This window comes from Acidovorax sp. GW821-FHT09B03, assembly GCF_059418305.1.
On record NZ_JBWKPP010000011.1, the window covers coordinates 77214 to 102980 of the forward strand.

General features: G+C 66.8%; 18 protein-coding genes. 5 read left to right on the top strand and 13 right to left on the bottom strand.

Annotated features, from left to right (window positions below):
- The first annotated feature begins 82 nt into the window (after positions 1–82).
- The 4 genes from dnaE (at position 83) to phbB (ending at position 7641) form a co-directional block, all read left to right on the top strand.
- On the top strand, positions 83–3637 hold the full coding sequence (dnaE, locus tag AC07PA_RS19680; protein WP_145696748.1) for a DNA polymerase III subunit alpha: 3555 nt from the start codon (positions 83–85) through the stop codon (positions 3635–3637).
- A 218-nt stretch (positions 3638–3855) separates the two neighbouring features.
- Positions 3856–4224, top strand: a complete 369-nt coding sequence (clpS, locus tag AC07PA_RS19685) for an ATP-dependent Clp protease adapter ClpS (RefSeq protein ID WP_035203675.1) — start codon at positions 3856–3858, stop codon at positions 4222–4224.
- A gap of 57 nt (positions 4225–4281) precedes the next feature.
- Positions 4282–6630 (top strand): ATP-dependent Clp protease ATP-binding subunit ClpA, encoded by a 2349-nt coding sequence (gene clpA / locus AC07PA_RS19690; protein ID WP_007855170.1) that lies wholly within the window; start codon positions 4282–4284, stop codon positions 6628–6630.
- A 273-nt stretch (positions 6631–6903) separates the two neighbouring features.
- On the top strand, positions 6904–7641 hold the full coding sequence (gene phbB, locus AC07PA_RS19695) for an acetoacetyl-CoA reductase (protein WP_007855172.1): 738 nt from the start codon (positions 6904–6906) through the stop codon (positions 7639–7641).
- Positions 7642–7769: 128 nt separating this feature from the next.
- Here the strand turns inward: phbB and AC07PA_RS19700 are convergent, their stop codons facing one another.
- From AC07PA_RS19700 to dapC, 13 genes are all read right to left on the bottom strand, one after another.
- Complete coding sequence (locus AC07PA_RS19700; RefSeq protein WP_007855174.1) at positions 7770–8927, bottom strand: ABC transporter substrate-binding protein; 1158 nt, start codon at positions 8925–8927, stop codon at positions 7770–7772.
- A 215-nt stretch (positions 8928–9142) separates the two neighbouring features.
- Complete coding sequence (locus AC07PA_RS19705) at positions 9143–9802, bottom strand: hypothetical protein (RefSeq protein WP_494655385.1); 660 nt, start codon at positions 9800–9802, stop codon at positions 9143–9145.
- A gap of 717 nt (positions 9803–10519) precedes the next feature.
- On the bottom strand, positions 10520–12586 hold the full coding sequence (locus AC07PA_RS19710) for an ABC-F family ATP-binding cassette domain-containing protein (RefSeq protein ID WP_494607164.1): 2067 nt from the start codon (positions 12584–12586) through the stop codon (positions 10520–10522).
- 11 nt (positions 12587–12597) lie between these two features.
- The gene (locus tag AC07PA_RS19715) at positions 12598–13086 is read right to left on the bottom strand and encodes a GNAT family N-acetyltransferase (protein ID WP_494607162.1); all 489 of its coding nucleotides are present in this window, start codon (positions 13084–13086) and stop codon (positions 12598–12600) included.
- A gap of 100 nt (positions 13087–13186) precedes the next feature.
- The gene (locus AC07PA_RS19720; RefSeq protein WP_494607160.1) at positions 13187–15742 is read right to left on the bottom strand and encodes a DUF7657 domain-containing protein; all 2556 of its coding nucleotides are present in this window, start codon (positions 15740–15742) and stop codon (positions 13187–13189) included.
- Entirely contained in the window at positions 15739–16086 is a 348-nt protein-coding gene (locus AC07PA_RS19725; RefSeq protein WP_494607158.1) for a DMT family transporter, read from the bottom strand. Before AC07PA_RS19725 ends, AC07PA_RS19720 begins: the two co-directional genes overlap by 4 nt.
- A gap of 46 nt (positions 16087–16132) precedes the next feature.
- Positions 16133–17515, bottom strand: coding sequence for a DUF2142 domain-containing protein (locus AC07PA_RS19730; protein WP_494607156.1), 1383 nt, complete (start codon positions 17513–17515; stop codon positions 16133–16135).
- A gap of 75 nt (positions 17516–17590) precedes the next feature.
- Complete coding sequence (locus tag AC07PA_RS19735) at positions 17591–18634, bottom strand: glycosyltransferase family 2 protein (protein ID WP_007855197.1); 1044 nt, start codon at positions 18632–18634, stop codon at positions 17591–17593.
- Positions 18631–19533 (bottom strand): 50S ribosomal protein L3 N(5)-glutamine methyltransferase, encoded by a 903-nt coding sequence (gene prmB / locus AC07PA_RS19740; protein ID WP_494607154.1) that lies wholly within the window; start codon positions 19531–19533, stop codon positions 18631–18633. The genes AC07PA_RS19735 and prmB overlap by 4 nt, the downstream gene beginning before the upstream one ends.
- Positions 19530–20711, bottom strand: a complete 1182-nt coding sequence (gene dapE, locus AC07PA_RS19745) for a succinyl-diaminopimelate desuccinylase (protein WP_494607152.1) — start codon at positions 20709–20711, stop codon at positions 19530–19532. Before dapE ends, prmB begins: the two co-directional genes overlap by 4 nt.
- A gap of 64 nt (positions 20712–20775) precedes the next feature.
- On the bottom strand, positions 20776–21939 hold the full coding sequence (locus tag AC07PA_RS19750) for a PilT/PilU family type 4a pilus ATPase (protein ID WP_007855201.1): 1164 nt from the start codon (positions 21937–21939) through the stop codon (positions 20776–20778).
- A 75-nt stretch (positions 21940–22014) separates the two neighbouring features.
- Positions 22015–22848, bottom strand: a complete 834-nt coding sequence (dapD, locus tag AC07PA_RS19755) for a 2,3,4,5-tetrahydropyridine-2,6-dicarboxylate N-succinyltransferase (RefSeq protein WP_494607149.1) — start codon at positions 22846–22848, stop codon at positions 22015–22017.
- Positions 22849–22853: 5 nt separating this feature from the next.
- Positions 22854–24059, bottom strand: coding sequence for a succinyldiaminopimelate transaminase (dapC, locus tag AC07PA_RS19760; RefSeq protein ID WP_494607147.1), 1206 nt, complete (start codon positions 24057–24059; stop codon positions 22854–22856).
- A gap of 203 nt (positions 24060–24262) precedes the next feature.
- Here dapC and AC07PA_RS19765 point away from each other — a divergent pair, with 203 nt between their 5' ends.
- Positions 24263–25750 carry a methyl-accepting chemotaxis protein gene (locus AC07PA_RS19765; RefSeq protein ID WP_494607145.1) on the top strand — a complete coding sequence of 496 codons (1488 nt, stop codon included), beginning with the start codon at positions 24263–24265 and terminating at the stop codon, positions 25748–25750.
- Positions 25751–25767 lie beyond the last annotated feature (17 nt).

Below are 25767 nucleotides of genomic sequence, written 5' to 3' on the forward strand. Positions count from 1 at the left end.
TACCGGCCGCATTTGCCCCTTGAATCGCCCTGTCGCAAAGGTTTCGGTTACGAGGTGCAGTGGGCTTTCTACAATGGAGCCCATGTTTGTCCACCTGCGCCTGCACACCGAATATTCCGTCGTCGACGGCACCAACCGCATCGACGAGGTGGCCAAGGCCGCCGCGGTCGATGGCCAGCCCGCCCTGGCCATCACCGACCTCAACAACCTCTTCGGCGCCATCAAGTTCTACAAGGAAGCCCGGGGCAAGGGCGTCAAGCCCCTGCTGGGCGCCGAGATCTTCCTGGAGGGGGAGGGCACGGCCCCGCCCTCGCGCATGATCGTGCTGGTGCAGAACCGCCAGGGCTACCTGAGCCTGTCGGAACTGCTGGCCCGCGCCTGGACGCGCAACATCGTCAAGAACCTCGCCGTCTGCACCTGGGAATGGCTGCAGGAGCTGTCCGAAGGGCTGATCGTGCTCTCCGGTGCCCAGGCCGGCCCCGTAGGCCAGGCCCTGCTCAAGGGCGACGACGCCGGCGCCGCCGACCTGGCGCTGCGCCTGGCAGGCATCTTCCCGCACCGCTTCTACATCGAGCTGCAGCGCGCCGGCCGGCCCGACGACGAGGCCCACGTGGTGGCCGCCGCGCAGCTGGCTGCACGCCTGCACCTGCCGGTGGTGGCCACCCACCCGGTGCAGTTCGCCGATGCCGAGGGCTACGAGGCCCACGAGGCACGGGTGTGCATCGCCGAGGGCGAGATCCTGGCCAACCCGCGCCGCGTGCGCCGCTTCACGCGCGAGCAGTATTTCAAGTCCTCGGCGCAGATGCAGGCGCTGTTCGCCGACATTCCCTCGGCGATCGCCAACACCGTGGAGATCGCCCAGCGCTGCAACCTGACGCTGGTGCTGGGCAAGCCGCAGCTGCCGGACTTCCCGACGCCCAACGGCATGCCGATCGACGAGTACTTCCGCTTTGCGTCTTTCGCGGGGCTGGAAGAGCGGCTGAAGATGCTCTTCAAGAAAGAGGCCGACCGCGACTTGCAACGCCCGCGCTACGTGGAGCGGCTGGAGTTCGAGATCGGCACCATCCTCAAGATGGGTTTCCCGGGCTACTTCCTCATCGTGGGGGACTTCATCCAGTGGGCCAAGGACAACGGCTGCCCGGTGGGGCCGGGACGGGGGTCGGGCGCCGGCTCGCTGGTGGCCTATGCGCTGAAGATCACCGACCTCGACCCGCTCGAATACAACCTGCTGTTCGAGCGCTTCCTGAACCCCGAGCGGGTGTCCATGCCCGACTTCGACATCGACTTCTGCCAGTCCAACCGCGACCGGGTGATCGACTACGTGAAGGACAAGTACGGCAAGAACGCGGTGAGCCAGATCGCCACCTTCGGAACGCTGGCCGCCAAGGCCGCCATCCGCGACGTGGGCCGCGTGATGGACATGAGCTACATGTTCTGCGACGGCATCTCCAAGCTCGTGCCGGGCAAGCCCGGCATGTCCTACACGCTGCAGTACCCGCCCGCCGTCAAGAAGGAGGGCGACAAGAACAACTACGCGCTGGAGCTCGAACCCCTGCTGGCCGAGCGCGTGGCCAAGGAAGAAGACGTCCGGACCGTCATCGAGATGGCGCAGAAGCTCGAGGGCATGACGCGCAACATCGGCATGCACGCCGGGGGCGTGCTGATCGCGCCGGGCAAGCTCACCGACTTCTGCCCGCTGTACCAGCAGCCGGGCAGCGAATCGGCCGTGAGCCAGTACGACAAGGACGACGTGGAGGCCATCGGCCTGGTGAAGTTCGACTTTCTGGGCCTGGCGACGCTGACCATCCTGGAGATTGCGCGCGAGTTCATCATGAAGCGCCACAAGGGCCAGGAGAACTTCACCTTCGAGGCCATCCCGCTCGACGACGGGCCCACCTACACCCTGTTCTCGGACGGCAAGACCGAAGCCGTGTTCCAGTTTGAAAGCCGCGGCATGCAGGGCATGCTGCGCGAGGCGCGCCCGAGCCGCCTGGAAGACCTGATCGCGCTCAACGCGCTGTACCGCCCTGGTCCCATGGACCTGATCCCGAGCTTCGTGAACCGCAAGCACGGCAAGGAAGTGGTCGAGTACCCGCACCCGCTGGTCGAGAAGGTGCTGGCCGAAACCTACGGCATCATGGTCTACCAGGAGCAGGTGATGCAGACCGCCCAGGTGCTGGGCGGCTACAGCCTGGGTGGCGCCGACATGCTGCGCCGGGCCATGGGCAAGAAGAAGGCCGAGGAGATGGCCGAGCACCGCCTGATCTTCCGCGCCGGCGCCGCCAAGCAGGACATCAGCGAGGAAAAGGCCGACGAGGTGTTCGACCTGATGGAGAAGTTCGCGGGCTACGGCTTCAACAAGTCGCACGCTGCTGCCTACTCGCTGCTGGCCTACCACACGGGCTGGCTCAAGGTGCACTACACGGCCGAGTTCTTCTGCGCCAACATGACGGTGGAAATGGACGACACCGACAAGCTCAAGGTGCTGTTCGAGGACGCGCGCAAGAACTTCGGCATGAACTTCGAGCTGCCCGACGTGAACCGCGGCATGTACCGCTTCGAGCCGGTGACGGACAAGGTCATCCGCTACGGCCTGGGCGCCGTCAAGGGCGGGGGGCAGGCGGCCATCGAGGCCATCGTGGCGGCGCGCGAAGGTCGCGGCGAGGGGCCCAACGGCTCCACCAAGGGCCCCTTCAAGAGCCTCTTCGACTTCTGCCTGCGCGTGGACCGCGCGCGCATGAACAAGCGCACAGTGGAGGCATTGATCAAGGCCGGTGCCTTCGATTCGCTCAACCTCAACCGCGCCTCGCTGCTGGCCTCCATCGACCGGGCCTTCGATTTCGCCGCCGCCAGCCTGTCCAACATCAACCAGGGCGGCCTGTTCGACATGATGGGCGACGACGCCCATGGATCGAGCACGCAGGAGCCCGAACTGGTGGACGTGACGCCCTGGGGCATCAAGGAGCGGCTGACGCTGGAGAAGACGGCGGTGGGCTTCTACCTCTCGGGCCACCTGTTCGACGAAGTGGCCACCGAAGTGCGCCGCTTCGTGCGCACGCAGATCGACGAGCTGCTGGACAGCCGCGAGCCGCAGATCCTGGCCGGCATCATCAGCGATTTCCGGGTCATCAACGGACAGCGCGGCAAGCTGGCGCTGTTCAAGCTCGACGACAAGTCGGCGGTGATCGAGGCCTCGGCCGACGAGGCCCTGATCAACACCTACAAGAACCAGCTCAAGGAAGACGAGTTCGTGGTGATGATGGGCCGCCTGCAACTGGACCGCTTCAGCGGCGGCCTGCGCGTGAAGGTGCAGCAGGTCTGGGACCTGGCCGGTGCGCGTGCGCGCTTTGGCAAATACCTGCACGTGGTGGTCAGCGACAAGGCGCCCGAGGTGCAGAAACTGCTGCGCGAGTTCCCGCCCCGCCGGGAGGAGGCGCCCGAGGGCGACCTGCTGCACGGCCTGCGGGTGCGCATGGGGCTGCGCTGCACGGGAACCGCCCAGGGGGCGGCCCGCAGCGCCACGGCCGTCGCCGAGATCCAGTTGTCCGACAGCAGCCGCTTTTACCCCAGCGATGCCGCCCTGGCCGCCTGGAGCGCGCAGGTCGGTGCCGGGTCGGCCACCGTGGTCTACGAGTAGGCCGTGGCGGGAGGTGGGGCCGCAATGCGCGCGGAAACAACAGGCCGGCATCTGGCGACGCGTTTGTCGCTGCCTTTTTCCGACCGTTTCATATGCCCCCACAGGGCGTTTGGCGCGGCCGGTTATGGCCTGGCAAGAATATTGCTCAGGCCAGCCTTGAAAAAAAACGGATGAACATCAGATTTCTCCTGCGGCAGCGGTAGGCGCGGGTCGCTAGAATGAAATTCATGGCAACAAAACCACCTTCTCCCAAAGCCGCGCCGCCTGTTACCAGGCCTGCGCGGGATGACGGCGGTTCGGTCGTGCTGGAAAGACGCACGCAAAAGACCCAGCCCCCCCAGATGTACCAGGTGGTCATGCTCAATGACGACTACACCCCCATGGAGTTCGTGATCGTGGTGCTGCAGGAGTTTTTCAGCAAGGACCGGGAGCAGGCGACCCAGATCATGCTCAAGATCCACCTCGACGGCAAAGGCGTCTGCGGCGTGTATTCGCGCGACGTGGCCGCCACCAAGGTCGAGCAGGTGCTGGATGCGGCCCTCAAGGCGGGGCACCCGCTGCAATGTGTCAGTGAACCTGTTGAATAACAGGTTTTTCGTCCCGATCTACAGTTATCCATTCCACGCAAGCACAAAGGAGTTCACATGATTGCCCAAGAACTGGAAGTCAGCTTGCACATGGCCTTTGTTGAGGCCCGCCAGCAGCGCCACGAATTCATCACCGTGGAGCATCTGCTGCTTGCACTGCTCGATAACCCCAGCGCAGCGGAAGTGCTGCGCGCCTGTTCGGCCAACATCGACGATCTGCGTTCGTCGCTGTCGAACTTCATCAAGGACAACACGCCTCAGGTGGCAGGCACCGACGAGGTGGACACGCAACCCACGCTGGGTTTCCAGCGTGTGATCCAGCGCGCCATCATGCACGTGCAGTCCACCGGCAACGGCAAGAAGGAAGTCACCGGCGCCAACGTGCTTGTGGCCATCTTCGGCGAGAAGGATTCGCACGCCGTGTACTACCTGCACCAGCAGGGCGTGACGCGCCTGGACGTGGTCAACTTCATTGCCCACGGCATCAAGAAGGGCGAGCCACCGGAACCCGCCAAGGCCGAGAACCAGGCCGAGGGCGAGGAGGGCGGGTCTGCCGAACGCAACGAGAAGGCCTCGCCGCTCGAGCAGTTCACGCAGAACCTGAACCAGGCCGCCAAGGATGGCAAGATCGATCCGCTGATCGGCCGCCACTACGAGGTGGAGCGCACCATCCAGATCCTGTGCCGCCGCCGCAAGAACAACCCGCTGCTGGTGGGCGAGGCGGGCGTGGGCAAGACCGCGATTGCCGAAGGCCTGGCCTGGCGCATCACGCAGAACGACGTGCCCGAGATCCTGGCCGAGGCCGTGGTGTACTCGCTCGACATGGGCGCGCTGCTGGCCGGCACCAAGTACCGCGGTGACTTCGAGCAGCGCCTGAAGGGCGTGCTCAAGTCGCTCAAGGACAAGCCCAACGCCATCCTGTTCATCGACGAGATCCACACCCTGATCGGTGCGGGCGCGGCCTCGGGCGGCACGCTCGATGCCTCCAACCTCTTGAAACCGGCGCTCTCCAGCGGCCAGCTCAAGTGCATCGGCGCGACCACCTTCACCGAGTACCGTGGCATCTTCGAAAAGGACGCCGCGCTCTCGCGCCGCTTCCAGAAGGTGGACGTGGTCGAGCCCACGGTGGCCGAAACCATCGACATCCTCAAGGGCCTGAAGTCGCGCTTCGAGGAGCACCACAGCGTGAAGTACGCTGCCGCTGCCCTGCAGGCCGCGGCCGAGCTCAGCGCCAAGTACATCAATGACCGCCATCTGCCCGACAAGGCGATCGACGTCATCGATGAAGCCGGTGCTGCCCAGCGCATCATGGTGCCGAGCAAGCGCAAGAAGACCATCGGCAAGGCCGAGATCGAGGAGATCGTGGCCAAGATCGCGCGCATTCCGCCGGCCAACGTCTCCAACGACGACCGCGGCAAGCTGCAGACCCTGGAGCGTGACTTGAAGAGCGTGGTGTTCGGCCAGGACAAGGCCCTGGAAGTGCTCGCCAGCTCGGTGAAGATGGCACGCTCGGGCCTGGGCAAGGGCGACAAGCCGATCGGCTCGTTCCTGTTCAGCGGCCCCACGGGCGTGGGCAAGACCGAGGCCGCCAAGCAGCTGGCCTACATCATGGGCATCGAGCTCCTGCGCTTCGACATGTCGGAGTACATGGAGCGCCATGCCGTGAGCCGCCTGATCGGTGCGCCTCCAGGCTATGTCGGGTTCGACCAGGGTGGCCTGCTGACCGAAGCCATCACCAAGAAGCCGCACGCGGTGCTGCTGCTCGACGAGATCGAGAAGGCGCACCCGGATATCTTCAACGTGCTGCTGCAGGTCATGGACCATGGCACGCTGACGGACAACAACGGCCGCAAGGCCGACTTCCGCAACGTCCTGATCATCATGACGACGAACGCCGGCGCCGAGACCATGAACAAGGCGACGATCGGCTTCACCAACCCGCGCCAGGCGGGCGACGAGATGGGCGACATCAAGCGCCTGTTCACGCCCGAGTTCCGCAACCGGCTGGATGCCATCGTCAACTTCAAGGCGCTCGACGAGCAGATCATCCTGCGCGTGGTGGACAAGTTCCTGCTGCAGCTCGAAACCCAACTGGCCGAGAAGAAGGTGGAAGTCACCTTTACCGACACGCTGCGCAAGCACCTGGCCAAGAAGGGCTTCGATCCGCTGATGGGCGCCCGCCCGATGCAGCGCCTGATCCAGGACACCATCCGCCGCGCGCTGGCCGACGAACTGCTGTTCGGCCGCCTGACCGAAGGTGGTCGCCTCACGGTGGACATCGAGATGAAGGCCGACGACAAGGGTGTGGAGCAGCCGGAAGTGCTGCTCGACATCCAGCCCCTTCCCAAGAAGGAGCGCTCGGCCAAATCGGAGCCCACCGAGCCCGAAGAAGCCACGGCGGATTGACCCACCACCGGCCCCCGCCTGACCGAAGCCCGCAGCACCCGCTGCGGGCTTTTTTCATGGCGCTTGCGAGCGGGCAAGGCGGCGACCAGCGCACCCGGCGCGGAGCCAGGCCGCGCCCGGTTTGCGGGGCATCGGCGCGCCCGCAACAGCACAGGCTATCACACGCTTTGTTGCATCAAAAAGAAAGGCCGATCAGTGTTTTCCTTCAGGATTGCGCCATGTTTCTTGGGTAGAGTGGCATGGAGCGCATCACATTAATCAAGGAGAAATTACATGAGCCAGAAAGTCGCGTACGTCACCGGGGGCATGGGGGGCATCGGAACGGCTATCTGCCAGCGCCTGCACAAGGAAGGCTTCAAGGTCATCGCCGGCTGCGGCCCGACCCGCGACCATGCCAAGTGGCTGGCCGAGCAAAAGGCGCTGGGCTATACGTTCCATGCGTCCGTGGGCAATGTGGGCGACTGGGACTCCACGGTCGAAGCCTTCACGAAATCCAAGGCCGAGCACGGCAGCATCGACGTGCTGGTGAACAATGCCGGCATCACGCGCGACCGCATGTTCCTCAAGATGTCCCGCGAGGACTGGGACGCCGTGATCGAGACCAACCTCAACAGCATGTTCAACGTCACCAAGCAGGTGGTGGCCGACATGGTGGAAAAGGGCTGGGGCCGCATCGTCAACATCAGCAGCGTGAACGGTGAAAAGGGCCAGGCCGGCCAGACCAACTACTCGGCCGCCAAGGCCGGCATGCACGGCTTCTCGATGGCCCTGGCACAGGAGCTGGCCACCAAGGGCGTGACGGTGAACACCGTGAGCCCGGGCTACATCGGCACCGACATGGTCAAGGCCATCCGACCCGACGTGCTCGAAAAGATCGTCGCCACCGTCCCCGTCAAGCGCCTGGGCGAACCCAGCGAGATCGCCTCGATCATCGCCTGGCTGGCCTCGGAAGAAGGCGGCTACGCCACCGGCGCCGACTTCTCGGTCAACGGCGGCCTGCACATGGGCTGATCCATCCGCCAGCGACCGCGTTGTCGCCCGGAACGCAAAAACCCGCCTCGGCGGGTTTTTGTTTTTGCTTTCAGCGCAGCGGTTCTGGCCAGGCGCAGCAACGGCGCCAGAACCGCTTTGTTCAGGCCTTAGCCCACAAAACGCCCATTCGATCCCATGATGCCCAGATCGATGAACTTCGAACCCACAAACGGCGTACCGCCCGCGAAGTCGACCAGGAAGCCACCCATGTCGTTGTTGCGCATGCCGGCCAGTGCCGAGCGCAGCTTGGCGCGCGAGAGGTCGCGCCCGGCACGGTCCAGGCCGTCGACCAGCACACGCGCGTTGACATAGCCCTCGAAGCTGCGCGAGGAGAATTCCAGCTGGTTCACGGCGCGCATGGCGCGCTGGTAGTCGCGCACCAGGGCCACGCTGGTGCGCGTGGCATCGGGCATCACCATCGAGACGGCCAGGCCGCCGGCCTTGGCGCCCAGCTGGCGGATGTTCTCGCCGCTGAAGGCCACGCTGGTAGCGGCCAGCGGCGTGCTGGCCGAGACCTTGCGGAACTCGTTGACCAGCGCGGCGCTCACGTCGCCGGCCGTGCCCAGCAGCACGGTCATCGGCTTGGCGCCGACGGCCTGCTGCACCACCTGGGCCACCTGCTCGCCCTTGGCGTCGAGCTTGAAGGCCTTGGGCGCGGGCTGGTTGACGGCCTTGAGGGCGCTGTTCACGTCGGCCAGGAATTCACGGCCGAACACTGTGTCCTGGTAGACCACGGCCAGGTCGGTGATGCCCATCGCCACGAGCTTCTTGGCCAGGCGCTGGGCTTCGTCCGAGTAGCCGGCACGCACGTGGAAGACCGAGCGGTACTCGGCCTTGCGCAGCGAGGAGGCGCCGCTCTGGGGGGCCACATAGGGGATCTGCGCTTCGTCGACCAGCGGCATGATGCGCTGGTTGTTGGGCGTGCCCATGCACGACAGGAGCGCGGCCACATTGCCGTCGGCAATCAGCTTGCGCACGTTGTCTTCCGAGCGCGCGGGCTCGTAGCCGTCGTCCAGCGCCAGCAGGCGCAGCTCCCGGCCATGCGTGCCACCGCTGCGTGCATTCGCCTGGGCGATGCCAGCGTCCAGGCCCTGCTTGAGTTCCTTGCCCAGGCTGGCCAGGGGGCCCGTCAGGCCCAGCGAGCAACCGATGGTGACCGCCTTGGAGTCGATGGCGTCCTGGGGGCCCGCCCATGCCGAGGGATGGGCGAGCGAGAGGCCGGTGGCGGTGGCAAGAAGGGACTGGGTGAACTGGCGACGTTGCATGGAAGGAGCGATGGATCGAAGAAGTGGGAGGGCGCTGCCACGGGATACCGTGGTGGCCAGGGGTCCTCGGTCGCACGGATAGCGCAACCATAGGGAAAACCCTGATTCTACCGATCAATCGTGACAAACGTCAAAAAGCGTTTCCTGGCAAGGGACAAGCGGCGGGTGCAGAGCGATGGGCGCGCATCGCCTGCTCGCAGGTCCGCCGGGCCTGCTCAGCGCGCGCAACGCGCCAGGTAGGCATCCTCGAAGCGCTTGAGGTCGCTGCGCTCGCCCTCCGTCAGGTCCGTGCGCGCCTTCTTGAGGTTCAGGATCCGGCGCGATTCGGCGCATTGCTGGCCACGGCGGGCCTCGTCGGCCTCCGAGGCCTGCTGGGCCACCTGCTGCTGGCGGTCCTCCTCGCGCCGTTGCCGGCGGGCATCGCGCTGCTCCCGGTGGTACCGGGAGGAGGCCTCGCTTTCCTCCTCACGGCAGTCGCGCTCGAATTCGCGGCGCATGCCCTCCTGCACGTCCGCCTTGATTCCCCGGGAGTAGGCCGACCGCAGGGTGTCGGTCAAGCTACGGCAGCGTTCGCTCATGTACTGCTGGTGGTCCGGGGCGGGCGAGGAAGGTACCGAGCGGCTGGGCGTGCGCTCGCTGCTGCGGTATTCGCTCGCCGTGGGGCCGGTCGATACCGAGGTGGTCTTCATGCCCTGGGGGCAGGCGCGCCACGAGGTGTAGTTGTTGCCGTTGTCGTCGCGGCAGGTGTAGCGCGTCTGGGCGCCGGCTTCGGACGGCGCCAGGCCGCCCACGGCCGCCAGCACCAGGCCGGCACATGCGAGGCGCAGGGAGTGCAGGGTCCGCGCCGTGTTGTTTCCCGGATGGTGGTGGTGCATCCGCATTGCTGGTCTTCCTTTCCATGGATTGAATCCCGGTTGCCGGCGAGCGATTCGCCGTCCCACCGGGGGTGGGCAATGCATGGATTGTTGTGTGCCCAGGTCGTGCAGGCGTTCTCCGCCTTGTCCACCGGGGCACCCAGGCGCTTGACAAGGTGTCCACTGTGGTGACGGGTGACGGCGGCTCCGTTGGGGGCGCGATCACGCTGCCGGTGGCATGGGCCGGCGCAAGCGGGGAAGGGAGAGGGGGAAGGGGAACCCGCCCAAGGGGGCGAATGGGGGTGGTGCGAGCGGGCTATGAAGCCGCTGCGCAGAGGCCATCGCACTCAAGGCGACGGCGCTCTGCGCTGAACGCAAAAAAACCCCGCTGTGGCGGGGCTTTCCTGCTGGAGTGGGTTGAACAGTAAAAAGAAGGGGCGGCCCGGGGGAAATCCCGGGGGCTGCCACACCCTCAGAAGCGGGCCGGGGCGCGCTTGCGGTCGCGTTCGTCTTCGGGCCAGGCGGACAAGATTGCGGTGGTGTTCATGTTGGAAAACTCCTGTGATGTACCAACAACGCACCCGCTTGCCACCCGGTTGACAGCCTTCCGCAAAAAAATGCAACCCAAAATCAAAAAATTTCCAGGACCAGAATGCTTCAAAAAATGTAGCATTCAATTCAAGCCAGCCAATATGTAAGTCCTGGAAACAGGGGCAATGTATTACAGGGTTTTACAACTTAGGCGCCGGCGACCATCGAAATTTCTTCGAGCGCCGATGAAATTTCCAGCCAGCGTTCTTCGAGCTGCGCGGTCTCGTCGTGACCGGCCTTGAGCCGGCGGCCGCATTCGGCGATCTCGGCGGGGGGCAGGGCTTCGGTGAGCTGCTGCTCCAGACCTGCCCGCTCGAACGCCAGGGCGGCAAGCCGCTTGTCGATCTGTTCGAGCTCTTTTTTCAGCGGACGGGTCTTTTCGGCCAACTGCTGGCGGCTCTGGGCATCGAGCTTGCGTTGGTCGCGGGCACCGGCGGTCGGTGCCGCTGCCTTGGCGGGGCTGGGTGCTGCGGCCGCAGGTGCCGGCGCTGGTGCAGCAGCCACTGCTGTCGGGGTGACCGCGGTCGCTGCCGCTGCCGCCTTCATGGCGGCCGCCTCGGCCTGGCGCGAGAACTCGCGCAGGCGCTTGGCCTCGTCGAGCAGGTAGCGCTGGTAGTCGTCCAGGTCGCCGTCGAACGGGCCGACGACGCCGCGGCCCACGAGCCAGAACTCGTCGCAGACCGCGCGCAGCAGGGCCCGGTCGTGGCTGACCAGCATCACGGTGCCCTCGAACTCGTTGAGCGCCATGGACAGCGCCTCGCGCGTGGCCAGGTCCAGGTGGTTCGTGGGTTCGTCCAGCAACAGCAGGTTGGGGCGCTGCCAGACCATCATGGCCAGCACCAGGCGGGCTTTTTCGCCACCGCTCATGGTGCCCACGGCCTGCTTGACCATGTCGCCGCTGAAGTTGAAGCTGCCCAGGAAGCTGCGCAGGTCCTGCTCGCGCGTGGACTCGCGGGCGTTGGCGCCCATCTCCCGGGCCAGGCGGATCATGTGCTCCAGCGGGTTCTCGCCGGGGCGCAGCACGTCCAGCTCCTGCTGGGCGAAGTAGCCGATGGACAGGCCCTTGCCCTCGGTCACGGTGCCCGCAATGGGCGCCATCTCGCGGGCGATGGTCTTGACCAGTGTGGACTTGCCCTGGCCGTTGGCGCCCAGGATACCGATGCGCTGGCCGGCCAGCACCGACTTGCTCACGCCGGTGAGGATGGTCTTGACCTCGTCGTCGGTGGTGTAGCCGAAGGCTGCGTCGCTGATCGCCAGCATCGGGTTGGGCAGGTTGACCGGTTCCTTGAACTCGAAGGTGAAATCGGCCTCGGCCAGCAGTGGCGCAACCTTTTCCATGCGCTCCAGGGCCTTGACGCGGCTTTGCGCCTGCTTGGCCTTGCTGGCCTTGGCCTTGAAGCGGTCGATGAACTTCTGCAGGTGGGCGATCTTGTCCTGCTGCTTGGAGAACGCGGCCTGCTGCAATTCCATCTGCTGCGCGCGCAGTTCCTCGAACTTGCTGTAGTTGCCGCCAAAGCGGTTGAGCTTGGCGCTGTCGATCTGCAGGGTGACGTTGGTGACGGCGTCCAGGAATTCGCGGTCATGGCTGATCACGATCATGGTGCCGGCGTACTTCTTGAGCCAGGCTTCGAGCCAGACCAGGGCGTCCAGGTCCAAGTGGTTGGTGGGTTCGTCGAGCAGCAGCAGGTCCGACGGGCACATCAGCGCGCGCGCCAGCTGCAGGCGCATGCGCCAGCCGCCCGAGAAGCTGTTGACCGGGCGCTCAAGTTCGTGCGACTGGAACCCCAGGCCCAGGATCAGCGCCTGTGCGCGTGGCACAGCGTCGTGGTCGCCGGCGTCGGCCAGGTCGGTGTAGACCTGGGCAATGGCCATGCCGTGGTCGGCATCGTCGTGCGCGGCGTCGCTCTGGTCGAGCTGCGCCAGCTGGGTGTGCAGCTCGGCCAGGCGCGTGTCGCCGGCCAGCACGAAGGCAGTGGCCGTCTCGTCGGTCTCGGGCATGTTCTGCGCGACCTGTGCCATGCGCCACTGGCGCGGGATGGAAAAGTCGCCACCATCCTCGTGCAGGCTGCCGTTGAGCAGCGCGAACAGCGTGGACTTGCCGGCGCCGTTGCGGCCCACGAGGCCGACCTTCTCGCCCGGGTTCAGGGTCACGGAAACGCTGTCCAGCAGCACCTTGGCGCCGCGCCGCAGCACGATGTTCTTCAGGTTGATCATTCAGTACTCAATCACGGCGCCCCGGCTGCATCGTGCAGCGCGAGGCCCAGGTAAACCAGGTTGGGGATCGGGTGATCCTTGAAAGGGGCAATGGGGCCGAACCCCATCTGCCGGTACAGCGCCAGCGCGCCATGGTTGTGGCTCCAGGTGCTGATGCCGGCGCGGTCGTAACCCGCACCAGCGCATTGCTGCACCAGGGCCCGTGTCAGCTCACGGGCAATGCCCTGGCCGCGTGCGCCTTCGCGCACGTACAGCCGCTTGATCTCGGCCAGGCCCGCCACCTCTGTCGGGGCGAACGCACCGCAGGCCGTGAGCACGCCCTGCCAATAGGCCAGGACCGCGCCACCGGCAGGGTGGGCATACCTGCCCGGCAAGGCCGCCATGTCCGCCCAGATGCTGCTCTGGCCGGCGTTGGCATGGTCGCGCTGCGCATATTCGAGCAGCAGTTCCTTGAAATGCCGCCAACCGTCTTCAGTCTCGACTGCGATGATCTGCAGCATGCTCGGTTTCCAGTGTCTGCGGTGGTGCCTTTTCGGGGCAGCGACACCCCGGGCAACCAGGTATTGTCGCCGATACCGGGGAAACCCTGTAGGTGTGCCTCTACGGAGCGGCCGCTGCCACCTCGTACCAGGCCCAGCCCTCGTGCTTGCCCAGCAGACGCAGGCGGGGGTTCTCGCCCAGCTCGAAGATGCCGGCGTTGCCCACCACCACCTGGGCGCCGGCCTGGGCGAAGTCGAAACGCCGCGGGTCCACCAGCACCCGCACGGTGTCGGGCGTGGGGTTCACCACCCGGTAGGCCGCCGGGGCCGGCATGGTCTCCTGCACGAAGGTCAGGTGCTGGTAGCGGTTCACCGCGTCCTGGTCTCCTGCGGGCAGGTGCATGCCACGCCAGACGCTGGGCTGGGGGTAGTAGAAGACGCCGTTCACCATGGGCACGCCGGCCGCCGCCAGGGCCATGGCGTTGGAGGTGCTGGGCAGCAGGGCCAGCACGCGCCGGGGCGTGGCCTTGCCGTCGGCCCCGGTCGGGCCCGTGACATAGCGCTGCACGGTCTCGTTGAGCGCCACATGGGAGGGTGCCAGGGCCACGGGGTTGAAGTCGACCGTGGCGGCCACGTACACCACGGCGGTGAGGGCGATGGAATGCGCCACCTTGCCCTGCACCAGCCAGTAGGCCATGAGCCCGACGGCCACCGCCATGCTGGCCAGCAGGGTGGCGCTCAGGCCGGGGTGGAAGTCCTCGGGGATGCCCGCCATGGCCAGCGCGGCCACCGCGGCGCTGAGCAGGCCCAGCACCACGGGCGCGGTGCGCCGTGGCGCCGCTGCCGGCGCGGGCAGGCAGGCCACCACCAGCAGGCAGGCCAGGCCCAACGCCAGGTCGATGCGCGACGACGACACGTAGTGCCAGAACATCGCCTTGGACAGGGCCAGCGGTATGCCCCAGACGCCGAACACCACGGTGAACACCGTGAACAGCGCGCAGGCCGCCACCACCCAGCGGTGGGGTCCCCGGCTGCGCGCCTGCTGCAGGCACAGGAACCAGATGGCCAGCAGCAGCAGCAGGTACGAACCGAACTCGCTCTCGTTGAAGACACTGTTTTGCAGGTTGGACAGCGTATCGGCATTGCCGAAGCCGCGCAGCAGCACCAGGACGGACAGGTCGCCGCCGCGCAGCGCAGCGCGCTGGCCCGGATAGACCGTGTTGCGCATGGCCGAGATGGCCTCGCGGGCATCGTGCCACCAGAAGTAGAGCAGGGCCGCCATGACCGCCACGGCCAGTGCAAAGGCCAGCGGCGTGAGGCGTCCCCAGGCGATCTGGCGGCGGTTGTCGGCCAGCCAGGCCGCGAGCACCAGCGCGTACAGCGTGGCCACGGTGATCTGCCAGGGCGGGTAGAGCACCAGCGCGAATCCGGCCAGGAACCAGCCCAGCGCCAGGGCCAGCCCCCACAGGCGGGGGCCCGCCCTGTGGCGCAGCATGAGCAGGGTGGCGGCCAGTGCCCCCGAGGGGAAGAACACCACGTACAGCGGCCAGTGGGACCAGCCGGCCGCATAGGGCGCCACGCAGAACACGGCCGACAGCGCCAGGTTGCGGCCCGGGCGCCCGGGTGCCAGCACCTCGAGCAGCCACCACAGCGCCAGCAGGCAGGCGAAGAACGGGAAGTACCAGTACCAGGCCAGGGCCTTGTCCAGCGGCAGGGCGAAGAAGCCCCAGGTCGCCGGGCGTGCGAGGGCCGAGACATGCCATACGGGCACGCCCGTCATGCCGATGACCATCATGTTCTGGCCATCCAGGCCCAGATGGCGGTTGATGACGGGAAACGGCGGCTCGTGGTTGGCCTGGGCGAGGGCGCTGGCGGTGACCACCATCCAGTCGTCGGAACGCACGCCGCGCGGCTGGCCCGCCACATGGGTCATGGCACTGTCCGGCGACAGGAAGGGGTGCGGGCCCTGGTCCGTGCGGCCCAGCAGCAACTCCAGCGACGAACCCGTGGCCCCGATGCCCACCAGCACCAGGAAGATGCCCGCGATGCCGCCAGCCACCTCCCGGCGGTGGCCGCCGACCCAGGTGCCCAGGCGCGCCTGCAGGCCCCCGGAGCCGGGGAGCAGCAGCAGCGCAATGGCGCCGGCCACGGCGGCGGCGATCACCCAGTGCCGCCCGGGGGTATCGGGGCCCTGGACCTTGCCAGCGGCGGGAGAGGAGGCCTGGACGTCGAAGCGCCCACCATCCTCGAACCGGGCGATCACCGAGACCGGCTGCTCGCCGCCCGCAAGGTAGCGCGGGTAGCGCAGCTCGAGCGTGAATTCGAGAGCGATGCGGTCGCCGTCCTGGAAATGGACCCCGACGGACGGGCGGGTCTTGCGCTCGGGCACGGCGATGCGCTTTTCGGCATCACCGACGCGCACCAGGAAGTCCTTGGGCAGGCGCTGGTTCTGCGAGTCATAGCACCAGCCGGTGATGCGCACCATGCTCTTGGTGGCGTCGTATTCCACCGTGTCGATGAAGCCGTAGGTGCCGGGCGGCAGGGGTTGCTGTGCCCATGCACCCAGCGGCAGCAACAGTGCCAGGGTGACGGCCAGGAGCATGCCCCAGGCGCTCGCCAGCCATCCCCCGGCCCCTGTGGCGCCGGAATTGGGCCGCTGGCGAAGGGCCGCGCTCATCGGGAGGCCGCCACCGTGACCACGATGCCCGACATGATCAGGGCCGTGCCGACGAAATACCCCGGCGCGAAACGTTCGCCAAAGAAGAAGCGGCTGGCCAGCGGCACGACAATGAAGGCCAGCGCCATGAAGGGATAGACCTTGCCCAGCTCGGCCTTGCGAAGGATCAGCACCCAGCCGATGGAGGTGATTCCGTACAGCACCATGGTGGCAAAGAACACGGCCAGGGTCTCGATGGCGAAGAAGCTGCCGGTCTTGTTCATGGAATTGGCGCTGACCTTGAACAGGATCTGGCCGATGGCAATGCCCATCACGCAAAGGATGGTCAGAAAATAGACGTACATGGATCGAGATCTCGGGTGGGGAGGATCGGGCAGGGGCCCGGCGATGTTAAAGGAGGCGCAGGGCGTAGCGCTCGGACAGGGTCGTGGCCATGGTGTAGATCGAGACCAGGGCGAAGGTGGCCGTGAGCACGTTGGCCACGGTCCGGTGGGTGGGCGAGGCCGCCTGGCCCATGGGGCCCAGCGCCGTGGCGGCCAGCACGGCGGGCACGATGAAGTAGCGGCCCTGGACGCCGCTGATGATGGCCACCGGGTGGTCGTTCCAGCTGATGGCCAGGGCCAGGAAGACCAGGACGCCACTGGCCAGCGCCACGAACAGGAGCAGCGCACGGGCAGCTGCATCGCGCCGCAGCCAGCGCGTCGACCCGACGGTCGCGGCCAGCGCAACCGCCAGGCCATACCAGACGGCTTCCATCGCATCCTTGGTGACGGAAGCATCGAGCCAGCCCATCATGCCGACGAAGGAATAAGCGTAGAAGTACCCGGTCTCGCCGTCCAGCAGCGTACCGAGGACGAGGCGGGCGAACCCGAGTGGATCCTGCAGGTAGATCGCCAGGATCTCGAGGGTCGCATGGTTGCGCACCAGGCGGGCGTCCGCCGTGGTGGCAATGCCGTAGAGCGTCCAGCCGCCACAGGCCACGCACAGCGCGATCCAGGCCAGAAGGTGCGCGGCCGAAAACTTGCGCACCAGCAGCCACAGGGGCAGCAGCAGCAAGGGCGCCAGATTGACGCGGGAAGTCACGAGCAGGAAGGTGCAGGCATAGAGCGCACACTCCTGCAGCAGGTTCGCGTCGCTGCGCGGGGCCATGCAGCGCACCGAGAACAGCGCGGCCAGCAGCAGCGCTGCGGCGATGCTCAGCCCGTCGATGGTGGGCGAGATGATCTGGAACATGGCCATGGGCATCAGCACCAGCACCCGCACCAGCAGGTTGGGCGTGAACAGCCGCCAGGCCCAGGCGGTCAGGCCCAGCGCGGTGGCTGCCACCAGCAGGCGCGTCAGCTCGTAGCTTGCGCGCATCGACAGGTCGAGGGCGCGCGCGGCGCGCAGGCCCAGCGCGTGGGGCAGGTAGATGAAGGGCGCGTAGTAGCCGGTGCCCACGGCGTTGACGAACTGGTCCTTGTGCGCCCAGTGCTCGCCGGAGGCCTGGGCCATGAGCGCGCTGGCCGAAGCGGTGGGGTCGCGCTCCGTGCCGGAGATCGTCCGCATGCGCAACGTGAACGCCATGAAGTTGCGGTCCACGTAGCCGCCCTGGTTGCCGGCTTCGTCCGGCTCATCCTTGCGCAGGGTCCACTGGCCGTGGGCGATCATGTCGGCACGCAGCAGGTGCACATTCTCATCGGGCGACTGGAAGGCCGGTACCAGCCGCATCAGGCACCATGCCACCACGAGCGCGAGCAGCAAGCCGCCCGCCAGCACAGGCAGGCCTGCCATGCGCAGGTCGAGGCGGGGTTTCAGGTGGCGCGCCCCGGTGCGCGCGGCGGTCGCTGTAACGCAGGCACCCATCCCTCAGCCGTTCTTGCCGAGATCGATCTTCCTGTGCAGCACCTTGTGCAGCGGCCTTTGGGGCACCGAGGCGATGTCATGGCCGATGAAGGCCAGCAGCAGCTGCAGGCCGGCGATGACGGGCAGGGCCGCCAGCATCACCGTGCCGGCCGACGAGTAGGCCTGGTGGGTGCTGGAGCTGATCCAGTGCAACAGGCCAAAGCAGGTGCCAAAGCCCAGCATCAGCAGCCCCAGCGGCAGCTCGATGGAGGCCAGCGACATGTCGCGCAGGTAGTAGTTGTAGAAGATGCGCTTGCTGAAGTTGCGCAGGTGCTTGACCGTGAACTCGGGCAGGATCTTGCTGATCTTGAGGTTGCTTTCCTCGTCGGCGTAGTGGGCGTTCATGGGCACGTCCACCACCACCGCGCGCAGGGTGTTCAGGCGAAACAGCATGTCCGTCTCGAAGAAGTACCTGCGGCTGATCTTGTCGAACGGCAAATGGCTGGCCACGCGCGCATGGATGGCGGTGTAGCCGTTGGTCGGGTCGAACACCTGCCAGTAGCCCGACGAGATCTTGGTCAAAAAAGACAGGGCCGCATTGCCGAAGATGCGCATGCGCGGCATCTGGTGGATCTCTTCGAGGTCGAAGAAGCGGTTGCCCTTGGTGTAGTCGGCTTCGCCGCTCAGGATGGGGGCGATGAAGCCGGGCAAAAGGCGCGGGTCCATCTGGCCGTCGCCGTCGACCTTGACGATGACGTCGTAGCCGGCCTCGATGGCACGGCGGTAGCCGTGCATCACGGCCCCGCCCACACCCAGGTTCTCGGGGTTGAAGACCACCTGCACACGCGGATCGGTGCAGTGCTGCTGGATGAAGGCGCCGGAGTTGACAGGGCACTTGTCGTCCACCGCGAAGATGCCCTGCACCTCGGGGCCGATGCGCTCGATGACGCCCAGCACATGGGCGGTGACCTTGTAGCAGGGAATGACCACGGCGACACGCGCGGGTGCCGGGGAAACCGAGAGTGCCAGCGGGACCGTGGTCGCCAGGGGGGAAGAGATGCCGTTCATGCCTTGGCCAGTGCCTCCCGCGTGATGAGCAGCACTTGGTCTTCACCGGCGCTGGTATCGATCCAGTACACCGGCAGGCGCGGGAAGGCGGCTTCGAAGTGCGCGCGCTCGTTGCCGATCTCCAGCAGCAGCACGGCGTTCTCGCTCATGCGCGCGGGCGCGTCCTGGAGCAACTGGCGGATGAAGTCCATGCCATCGCTGCCACCGGCCAGGGCCAGTTCGGGCTCGGCCCGGTACTCGGCTGGCAACTGCGCCATGCTGCTGGCGTTGACATAGGGGGGATTGCACAGGATCAGATCCCAGGGGCCGGGCAGGGCCGCGAGGCCGTCCGACAGCTGCAGCGTGATGCGCTCCGAAAGGCCATGGCGATCCACGTTGATGCGGGCCACCTCCAGGGCATCGGGCGAGATGTCGGCGCCGGTCACGGTGATCTCGGGCCAGGCCATGGCTGCCAGCACGGCCAGGCTGCCGTTGCCGGTGCACAGGTCCAGCACCCGCTGCGTGTGTTCGCCCAGGAATTCGTCCACGCTGCCGTCGGCCAGCAGCTCGGCGATGAAGCTGCGCGGCACGATGGCGCGCTCGTCCACATAGAAGGACACACCCTGCAGCCAGGCCTCGCGCGTGAGGTAGGCCGCGGGCTTGCGGGTGTCGACGCGCTCCTGCAGCAGGGCCTGCACCTGTGCCAGCTGCTCGGCCGTGACATCCTGGGCACCCACTGCGTCGGCGTCGTCCGAGAGGTCGCTGTCCAGCGGCAGGCCCAGGCGCCACAGCACCAGCCAGGCGGCTTCGTCGTGCGCGTTGGCGGTACCGTGGCCGAATGAAAGGCCCGCCGAGGCGAGCAGGGCGGCTGCGGACTGCACCACGGCACCCACGGTGCCTCCGGTCAGCGCCGCGCTCATGCGCTCACCGCCGCAGCCGCCAGGGCCTGGGCATGCAGGTTGTCGAGGGTGCGGCGGTAGATGTGGGTGAGCGGCTCGATGTCGGCCACCACGATGTGTTCGTCGATCTTGTGGATGCTGGCGTTCGGTGGCCCCAGTTCGATCACCTGGGGGCAGACCTGGGCGATGAAGCGCCCGTCGCTGGTGCCGCCCGTGGTGGACAGCTCGGTGGTGATGCCGGTTTCGGCCAGGATGGCCTGCTGCACGGCCGTGACCAGTTCGCCCGGCGTGGTCAGGAAGGGCTGGCCGCCCAGGGTCCAGCGCAGTTCATAGTCCAGGCCATGGGCGTCGAGCACCGCATGCACGCGCTGCTTGAGGCCCTCGGCCGTGGATTCGGTGGAGAAGCGGAAGTTGAAGTCCCATACCACCTCGCCGGGGATGATGTTGGTGGCGCCCGTGCCGCCGTGCACGTTGCTGACCTGCCAGCTGGTGGGCGGGAAGAAATCGTTGCCCCGGTCCCATTCGGTCGCGGCCAGTTCGGCCAGCGCCGGCAGGGCCTGGTGGATGGGGTTGCGCGCCAGTTGCGGGTAGGCGATGTGGCCCTGGATGCCGCGCACCGAGAGCTTGCCCGAGAGCGTGCCGCGCCGGCCGTTCTTGATCATGTCGCCGGTGCGCTCGACCGAGGTGGGCTCGCCCACGATGCAGTAGTCCAGGTGCTCGCCGCGCGCGCTGAGCTGCTCGACCACGACCTTGGTGCCATCCACCGACGGACCTTCCTCGTCGCTGGTCAGCAGCAGGGCCAGGGTGACCGCGGGATCGGGGGTCGCGGCCAGGAAGTCCTCCACAGCCACCACGAAAGCGGCGATCGAGGTCTTCATGTCGCTGGCGCCGCGGCCAAAGAGCTTGCCGTCGCGGTGCGTGGGCACGAAGGGGTCGCTGCTCCACTGGTCCAGCGGACCGGTGGGCACCACGTCGGTGTGGCCGGCAAACACCAGGGTCTTGGCCGCTGCACCACCCGCTCCCGGGCGCCGCGCCCACAGGTTGCTCACGCGGAAGTTGTCGGGGCCGCTGTCGATGCGCTCGCACACGAAACCCAGGGGGACGAGCCGTGCTGCCAGCACCTCCAGGCAACCCGCGTCGTCGGGGGTGATGGAGGGCAGGGAGATCAGCTGTTCGGCCAGGTGCAGGGTACGGGACATCGCAGGAAGAAAAAACAAGGACAAAAAAAACAGGGGAAAAGGGGGAGCGCCGCGCGCTCGTGCCTCAGGCGGCCGGCTTCACGTCGAGCACGATCTCGGTGAACGAAGGCATGTCGTCGGGCGTGTCGCGCGACTCCTTCTGCGCCTTGGCGGTGTTGGCGGCCAGGGAGAAGTCGTTCTGCAGGCGCCACATCAGGTTGGTGGGCGAATCGGCGAAGGCCATGCCTTCCTTCTTGTCGATGCGCTTGTCGATGATCAGGCGCGCCAGATCCTCCTCGAAGGTCTGCGAGCCCTCGGCCATGGATTTTTCCATGGCTTCCTTCACGCCACCGAAGTCGCCCTTTTCGATCAGGTCGGACACCAGCTTGGTGTTGAGCATGACCTCCACGGCCGGCACGCGGCCCCCGTCCAGGGTGCGCACCAGGCGCTGCGAGATCACGGCCTTGAGCGCCGAGGCCAGGTCGCCGAGCATGGTCGGGCGCACTTCCACGGGGTAGAAGGACAGGATGCGGTTGAGCGCGTGGTAGCTGTTGTTGCCGTGCAGCGTGGCCAGGCACAAGTGGCCCGACTGCGCATAGGCAATGGCCGCGGACATGGTCTCGCGGTCGCGGATTTCGCCGATCAGGATCACGTCGGGTGCCTGGCGCAGCGCGTTCTTCAGCGCCGTCTGCAGCGACTGGGTGTCGCTGCCGATCTCACGCTGGTTGACGATGGATTTCTTGTTGCGGAACTGGTACTCGACCGGGTCCTCGATGGTGAGGATGTGGCCGGTGAGCACTTCGTTGCGGCTGTCGATCATGGACGCCAGCGAGGTGCTCTTGCCCGAGCCCGTGGCACCCACCATGAGGATCAGACCGCGCTTTTCCATGATCAGCTCGGGCAGCACGGAGGGCAGGCCCAGCGAGTTGATCTCGGGGATCTGCTGCGAGATGAAGCGGATCACCACCGCATAGCTGCCGCGCTGGCGCATGGCGCTGATACGAAAGCGCCCCACGCCCGAGAGCGGCACACCCATGTTGAGTTCGCCGGTTTCCTCCAGCTCCTCGATGCGGTCGGGCGGAACGATCTCGGACAGCAGGTTGCGCGGCGCATCCGGTGGCAGGATCTGGTTGTTGATCGGCACGCACTCGCCGTTGATCTTGATCAGCGCCGGGGCATTGGCCGACAGGTAGACGTCCGATGCCTTCTTTTCGCTCATCAGGCGAAGAATCCGCTCCATCGTGCTCATGGTGTTTCCCCTCTTGTTCGTTGGTGGGCCGGCGCTGGCCGCGTGTGCGTGCTTATCGGTGGCCGCAGGACTCGATCAGTCGCGCAGCAGGTCGTTGATGCTGGTCTTGGAGCGGGTCTGCGCGTCCACCTGCTTGACGATGATGGCAGCATACATGCTGTAGGGCGCGCCATTGGCCGCCGTCTTGGGCAGGTTGCCGCTGACCACCACCGAGCCAGAGGGCACGCGGCCATAGCTGATCTCGCCCGTGGCACGGTTGAAGATGGGGGTGCTCTGGCCCAGGTACACACCCATGCCCAGCACCGAGTGCTCTTCGACGACCACGCCTTCGACCACTTCGGAGCGCGCGCCGATGAAGCAGTTGTCCTCGATGATGGTGGGACCGGCCTGCAGCGGCTCCAGCACGCCGCCGATGCCCACGCCGCCCGACAGGTGCACGTTGGCGCCGATCTGGGCGCACGAACCCACGGTGGCCCAGGTGTCGACCATGGTACCTTCGCCCACGTAGGCGCCGATGTTCACGTACGAGGGCATCAGGATCGCGCCCTTGGCGATGAAGCTGCCGCGGCGGGCCACGGCCGGAGGCACCACGCGCACGCCGGTGGCCTTCATCTCTTCTTCGTTCAGATGGGCGAACTTGGTCTGCACCTTGTCATAGAAGCCCAGGTCGCCGGCTTTGACGACTTCGTTGTCCTTGAGGCGGAACGACAGCAGCACGGCCTTCTTGATCCACTGGTGCACCGTCCACTGGCCCACGCCCTGGCGGGTGGCCACGCGCAGCGTGCCATTGTTGAGTTCGGCGATCACGTGCTCGACGGCATCGGCCACTTCCTTGGGGGCGGCTGCGGGCGAGATGGTGGCGCGGTTTTCCCACGCGGCGTCGATGATGTTCTGGAGTTGTTGGGTCATGGATGTCAGACAGTACGGGATTGGATGAATTGGACGATGCGCATCGCGGCCTCCACGCATTCTTCGGCCTCGGCCACCAGGGCCATGCGCACGCGCTGGGCGCCGGGATTGAAGCCACCGGACTCGCGGGCCAGGTAGCTGCCCGGCAGCACGGTGACATTGTATTGAGCCAGAAGCTCGCGGGCGAACTCGGCGTCCGTCATTCGCAAGGCGTCGGGCACCTTGGCCCACAGGTAGAAGCCCGCGTCGGGCAGCGCCACGTCCATCACGCCCGCCAGCAGCGGCGTGACCTGGGCGAACTTCTTGCGGTAGAGGGCGCGGTTTTCGGTCACATGCTGCTCGTCGCCCCAGGCGGCGATGCTGGCGGCCTGCACCACCGGGCTCATGGCGCTGCCATGGTAGGTGCGGTACAGCAGAAAGGCCTTGATCAGCGCTGCATCGCCGGCCACGAAGCCGCTGCGCAGCCCGGGCACGTTGCTGCGCTTGGACAGGCTGGTGAAGGAGATCAGGTTCTGGAAGTCCTTGCGCCCGGCCTGGATGGCGGCCTGCAGGCCGCTCAGCGGCGGCTCGTCGCGGAAGTAGATCTCGCTGTAGCACTCGTCCGAGGCAATGGTGAAGCCATGGCGGTCGCTCAAGGCGAAGAGCTTTTGCCATTCGTTGAGCGGCATCACGGCGCCCGTGGGGTTGCCCGGCGAGCACACGAAGAGCAGCTGCGTGCGTTTCCAGACCTCCGTCGGCACGCTGTCCCAGTCCACGGCGAAGTTGCGCGCCGGGTCGCTTGGCGCGTAGTAGGGTGTGGCGCCCGAGAGCAGGGCCGCGCCTTCATAGATCTGGTAGAAGGGATTGGGGCAGACCACCACCGGGTCGGGCTGGGTCGGGTCGACGACGGTCTGGGCAAAGGCGAACAGCGCCTCGCGCGAGCCGTTGATGGGCAGCACCTGGCTGCCCGCGTCCAGCGTCAGCGCGTAGCGCTTGTGCAGCCAGGCGGTGAAGGCCTCGCGCAGGCGCGGCTCGCCGGCCGTGGCCGGGTAGCTCGCCAGGCCATTGAGGTTGTTACTGAGTGCGTCCTTGATGAACTGCGGCGTTGGATGGCGCGGCTCCCCCATGCCCAGGCTGATGGGGGAATACTGGGCCGGAGGCACCACTGCGGCAAAGAGCTTTCGCAGCCGCTCGAACGGGTAGGGCTGCAGGTGGGAGAGCAGGGGGTTCATGGGCCATCATTATGGGTGATGCCGTACCCGCCGCCTCACGGGCTGCCGACCGCTCGCACCGCTGATGTGCCCCGGGGCACATCCCCTATCGCAAACCCTTGGGTGGCGCCGCTTGTCAATCCGGCGTAAGGCCCATGCCTAGTATGGTTGCGAAGCCCCGGAGCGCGATCACGGTCCGGGATCACAACGATATCGGAGACAACATGGCAGGATTCCTTCCATTGCGGCCTGGCCTGTGGTGGATGCGCCGGCTGCACCTTCCGGGCAAGCTGGCCACGCTGGCGGTGCTCATCGCCTGCACGCTCGCCGCCGCATTGCTGGGCGCCCCCTGGTGGGTGGACCTGGCGGGCGGCGTGGTGGTGCTGTACGCGCTGCTGGCGCTGTACCTGAGCCTGGTGGACGACATGGCGGCCCTGTCCGCGGCGATGGCGCGCATCACCGATGGCGACCTGTGCGTGCATGCCGCCACGGGCGGCACCGACGAGATGGCGCAGATGGCCCGGGCACTCGACGCCATGGTGCTGCGGCTGTCCGCCATGGTGGCCGACATCCGCAGCAACGCCGCGCTGGTGGCCCATGCCGGCCAGAGCCTGGCCCATGGCAACCGCGAACTGGCCGACCGCACCGAGCAGCAGGCCGCCAACCTCGAGCAGACGGCGGCCAGCGTGGAGCAGCTCTCGTCCACGGTACAGAACAACGCCCAGACGGCGCAGGGCGCGGACCAGCGTGCCGGCCAGATGCGCCAGGCCGCCGACACCGGGGCCGAGGCCATGGGCCGCGCCGTGCAGTCGGTGCAGGCCATCCAGCAGGGCGCGCGCCGCATGACGGAGATCATCGGCACCATCGACGCCATCGCCTTCCAGACCAACATCCTGGCGCTCAACGCGGCGGTGGAGGCGGCCCGCGCGGGTGAGCAGGGCCGTGGTTTTGCCGTGGTGGCCTCCGAAGTGCGCACGCTGGCCCAGCGCTCGGCCACGGCCGCACGCGAGATCCGCGAGCTGATCAACGACTCGGTCACGCAGGTGGAATCGAGCGCCGGCCTGATCCGCACCGCGGGCCAGGGCATCACCGAGATGGCCGGTGGCATGCGCAGCGTGGCGGCCAGCATGTCCGAGATCTCGAGCTCCAGCGCCGAGCAGAGCACGGGCCTGCGCGAGATCAGCAGCGCCGTGCAGCAGCTCGACCAGATCACCCAGCGCAATGCGCAGATGGTCAGCCAGGCCGTGGGCCAGGCCGAGGCGCTGGAGAGCCGCGCCTCCACGCTGTCGCGTGCGGTATCGGCGTTTCGCCTGCAGCAGGGCACGGCCGAGGAGGCCGTGGCCCTGGTCAAGCGTGCGGCCGCCTTGCACAAGGGCAGTTCGCGGGACCAGTTCCTGCCGCGCATCACCGACAAGAGCCAGCCCTTCAACGACCGGGACATGTACGTCTTCGTGCTCGATGCCGGAGGCACCTACCGGGCCTTTGGCGGCAACCCGGCCAAGGTGGGCACCCGGGTGCAGGACATTCCCGGCATTGACGGAAACCGGTTGATGGCGGAAATCTCGGCCCAGGCGGACATCGGGCCCGGCTGGGTGGAGTACGACATCACCAACCCGGCCACCGGCGCGGTGCAGACCAAGATGTCCTTCGTCGAGCGGGTGGGCGACCTGTACCTGGGCTGCGGGGTCTACAAGGCCCTGGCCGCGAAGTGAAGCCGGCCTGAGGGTCT